Origin of the sequence: Streptomyces sp. NPDC006265 (assembly GCF_040613555.1) — a bacterium.
In the GTDB taxonomy this organism is placed as follows: Bacteria; Actinomycetota; Actinomycetes; order Streptomycetales; family Streptomycetaceae; genus Streptomyces.
In genome coordinates, this window is record NZ_JBEXSH010000910.1 from 1 (window position 1) to 3554 (window position 3554).

Below are 3554 nucleotides of genomic sequence, written 5' to 3' on the forward strand. Positions count from 1 at the left end.
GGCGACGTCCGGCTTGCCGCCACCGCCGCCGCCGAGAGTCTTGGCGGCCGTGCGGACCAGGTCGCCGGCCTTCAGGCCCCGCTCGCGGGCGGCTTCGTTGGTGGCGATGACCGTGAGCGGCTTGCCGTTCGCCACCGTGAAGAGGGCGACGACGGCGGCCCGGCCGCCCTGGATGCGTCCGCGCACGTCGAGGACTAGCTTGCGCAGGTCGTCGGCGGTCGTGCCGTCCGGGACCCGACCGGTCACGACAGCAACGCCGCGGATGTCCTTGGCCGACTCGGCGAGACCGGCGGCGGCCTGGAGGACCTTCTCGGCGCGGAACTTCTCGATCTCCTTGTCGGCATCCTTCAGCTTGCCGAGCATGGCGGAGACCTTCTCCGGGAGCTCCTCCGGGCGGCCCTTGATCAGCTCCTGGAGCTGGGCGACGACCGTGTGCTCCCGGGCGAGGAAGTTGTAGGCGTCCACGCCGACGAGGGCCTCGATCCGGCGGACACCGGAGCCGATGGAGGACTCGCCGAGCAGCTTCACCAGGCCCAGCTGGGCGGTGTTGTGCACGTGCGTGCCACCGCACAGCTCCTTGGAGAAGTCGCCGATGGTGACCACGCGGACGCGCTCGCCGTACTTCTCGCCGAACTCGGCGATGGCGCCCTGCTTCTTGGCCTCGTCGATACCCATGACGTCGGCACGGACGTCGAGGTCACGGGCGAGCACCTCGTTGATCTTCTGCTCGACATCGGTCATCACGGCCGTCGGGACGGCGGACGGGGAGCCGAAGTCGAAGCGGAAGCGGCCGGGCTGGTTCTCGGAACCGGCCTGGGCGGCCGTCGGGCCGAGGGCGTCGCGCAGGGCCTGGTGGGTCAGGTGCGTGGCCGAGTGGGCGCGGGCGATGGCCTTGCGGCGGCGGTCGTCGATCGAGGCCTGGGCCTTGGCGCCGACGGTGACCTCGCCGACCTGGACGACGCCCTTGTGGACGTAGACCCCCGGGACCGGCTTCTGGCAGTCGCGGATCTCGATGACGGCACCGGTGTCGACCTTGATGCGGCCGGTGTCGCCGATCTGGCCGCCGCCCTCGGCGTAGAAGGGGGTGCGGTCGAGGACGATCTCGACCTCGTCGCCCTCGGTGGCGGCCGGGGAGGAAGCGCCGTCGACGAGGATGCCGACGATCGTGGACTCGCTCTCGGTGTCGGTGTAGCCGATGAAGTCCGTGGCACCGGCCTGGTCGGCGATCTCACGGTAGGCACCGGCACCGGCGTGCCCGGTCTTCTTGGCCTGGGCGTCGGCCTTGGCGCGCTCCCGCTGCTCCTTCATCAGGCGGCGGAAGCCGTCCTCGTCCACGGAGAGGCCCTGCTCGGCGGCCATCTCCAGGGTGAGGTCGATCGGGAAGCCCCAGGTGTCGTGGAGCAGGAAGGCCTTGTCACCGGCCAGGACGGTGCCGCCGGCGGCCTTGGTGTCGGTGACGGCCGTGTCGAGGATGTTGGTGCCGGCCTTCAGCGTCTTGAGGAAGGCGTTCTCCTCGGCGAGGGCGACCTTCTCGATGCGCTCGCGGTCGGTGATGAGCTCGGGGTACTGCTGACCCATCATCTCGATCACGGTGTCGATCAGGTCCTTCACGACGGGACCGGTGGCGCCGAGCAGACGCATGTTGCGGATGGCGCGGCGCATGATGCGGCGCAGCACGTAGCCGCGGCCCTCGTTGCCGGGGGTGACGCCGTCGCCGATCAGCATCACGGAGGTGCGCATGTGGTCGGTGACCACGCGCAGGGAGACGTCCGAGTCGTGGGCGTCGCCGTAGCGGACGCCGGTCAGCTCGGTGGCCTTGTTGATGACGGCCATCGAGGTGTCGATCTCGTACATGTTCTGCACGCCCTGCAGAATCATGGCGAGGCGTTCGAGGCCGAGACCGGTGTCGATGTTCTTGCTGGGCAGGTCGCCGAGGATCTCGAAGTTGTCCTTGCCGATGCCCTCGCCCCGCTCGTACTGCATGAAGACGAGGTTCCAGATCTCCACGTACCGCTCGTCGTTGACGGCGGGGCCGCCCTCGGCGCCGAACTCGGGGCCGCGGTCGTAGTTGATCTCGGAGCACGGGCCGCAGGGGCCGGGGACGCCCATGGACCAGTAGTTGTCCTTCATGCCGAGGCGCTGGATGCGCTCCTTCGGCACCCCGACGACCTCGTGCCAGATGCGCTCGGCCTCGTCGTCGTCCTTGTAGACGGTGATCCAGAGCTTCTCCGGCTCCAGGCCGTAACCGCCCTTGTCCTGGGGGCTGGTGAGCAGCTCCCAGGCGTGCTTGATGGCGCCTTCCTTGAAGTAGTCGCCGAAGGAGAAGTTGCCGCACATCTGGAAGAACGTGCCGTGCCGGGTGGTCTTGCCGACCTCTTCGATGTCGGGCGTGCGCACGCACTTCTGCACGCTGGTGGCGCGCGCGAAGGGCGGCTTGACCTCACCCAGGAAGTAGGGCTTGAAGGGCACCATGCCGGCCGGGACGAGGAGCAGAGTCGGGTCGTCCGCGATGAGCGACGCCGAAGGGACGACGGTGTGACCGCGCTCCTCGAAGAAGCTCAACCAGCGGCGGCGAATCTCAGCCGACTCCATCAGTGGTCCTCATTCCGGTTGTACGGGTACGTCTGGTACGCCGAACCCTCGACGTACTTCGGGTTGTTGCGGTTCTCGATGGCGATGTGACGCCGGGGTCCGGGAAGCTCGGGATTCTCGTTGATCCCGAGGGCGTCGCCCAGTTCGGCCTCCCGCACGGCCATGTTGTCCCGAACGTCGAGCGCGAAGCCCACGGCACGGTCCTTCATGCGGTGACCGGCCTCGATCGCCTTGTTCCCGGCGGTTCTGGCGAGGCTCTCGGGGGTCAGCTGCTTCAGCTTGCGATTGACCTTGGTGGTGGCCCACACACCGGCGGCGACGCCCGTGGTGAACCAGAAGGTACGGCGGAACATCGCTGGCTCTCAGTCCCTCTTCCCTCGGGCGCTGCGCCGGGTGACCGTACGGCCCACGATCACGGTACGCCTGGACGCCTTGGCGGGCACGTCCTCCTTGCGGCCGCCGAGGGCCCGGCGCACGCCGTAGCCGAAGGCCGCGACCTTGACCAGGGGGCCGCCGAAGGTGGAGGCGACGGTCGTCGACAGCGCCGAGGCGTTCGACGTGACCTCCTGGACGTCGGAGGCGATCGAGTCGACCCGGTCGATCTGGGTCTGCGCGGAGCGCACCGCCGCGGAGGCGTCGGCCAGCAGCGGGACGGCCTGGTCGGTCACGTCCGCCACGAGCTTGGTGGTCGCCTTGAGCGTCTGGGCCGCCCTCGCCAGCGCGACGGCGAGGAAGGAGACCAGGATCGCCCAGAAGACGGCCACCAGGATCCCGGCAACCTCTCCACCGGACACTGTGTGCACCCGCTCCCTGAAAAACGTGCCTGAACATCGAAAAAGTCGTGCGCCGAGCCTATCGCGACCACGACGGCACTCCGTACCGGATTTGGCTCCGGCGAGGGGGCACGGCACGGATCGTCGGGGCGAGTTGGGGAAGCCGCCGGCCATGAAAAACCCGCTGCC

General features: G+C 68.9%; 3 protein-coding genes. All 3 read right to left on the bottom strand.

The features are described from left to right. Positions 1–2592: alanine--tRNA ligase (alaS, locus tag ABZ281_RS42590; protein WP_356663411.1), on the bottom strand; the 2592-nt coding region annotated here is incomplete at its 3' end. After that, positions 2592–2945 carry a hypothetical protein gene (locus ABZ281_RS42595; protein WP_356663413.1) on the bottom strand — a complete coding sequence of 118 codons (354 nt, stop codon included), beginning with the start codon at positions 2943–2945 and terminating at the stop codon, positions 2592–2594. The genes alaS and ABZ281_RS42595, both read right to left, overlap by 1 nt. Before the next feature lie 9 nt (positions 2946–2954). Next, the gene (locus ABZ281_RS42600; protein ID WP_356663415.1) at positions 2955–3395 is read right to left on the bottom strand and encodes a DUF948 domain-containing protein; all 441 of its coding nucleotides are present in this window, start codon (positions 3393–3395) and stop codon (positions 2955–2957) included. Positions 3396–3554 lie beyond the last annotated feature (159 nt).

Coding starts and splice junctions, on each gene's coding strand:
- ABZ281_RS42595 (WP_356663413.1), bottom strand. CDS start 2,945: ATGTTCCGCCGTACCTTCTGGTTCACCACGGGCGTCGCCGCCGGTGTG.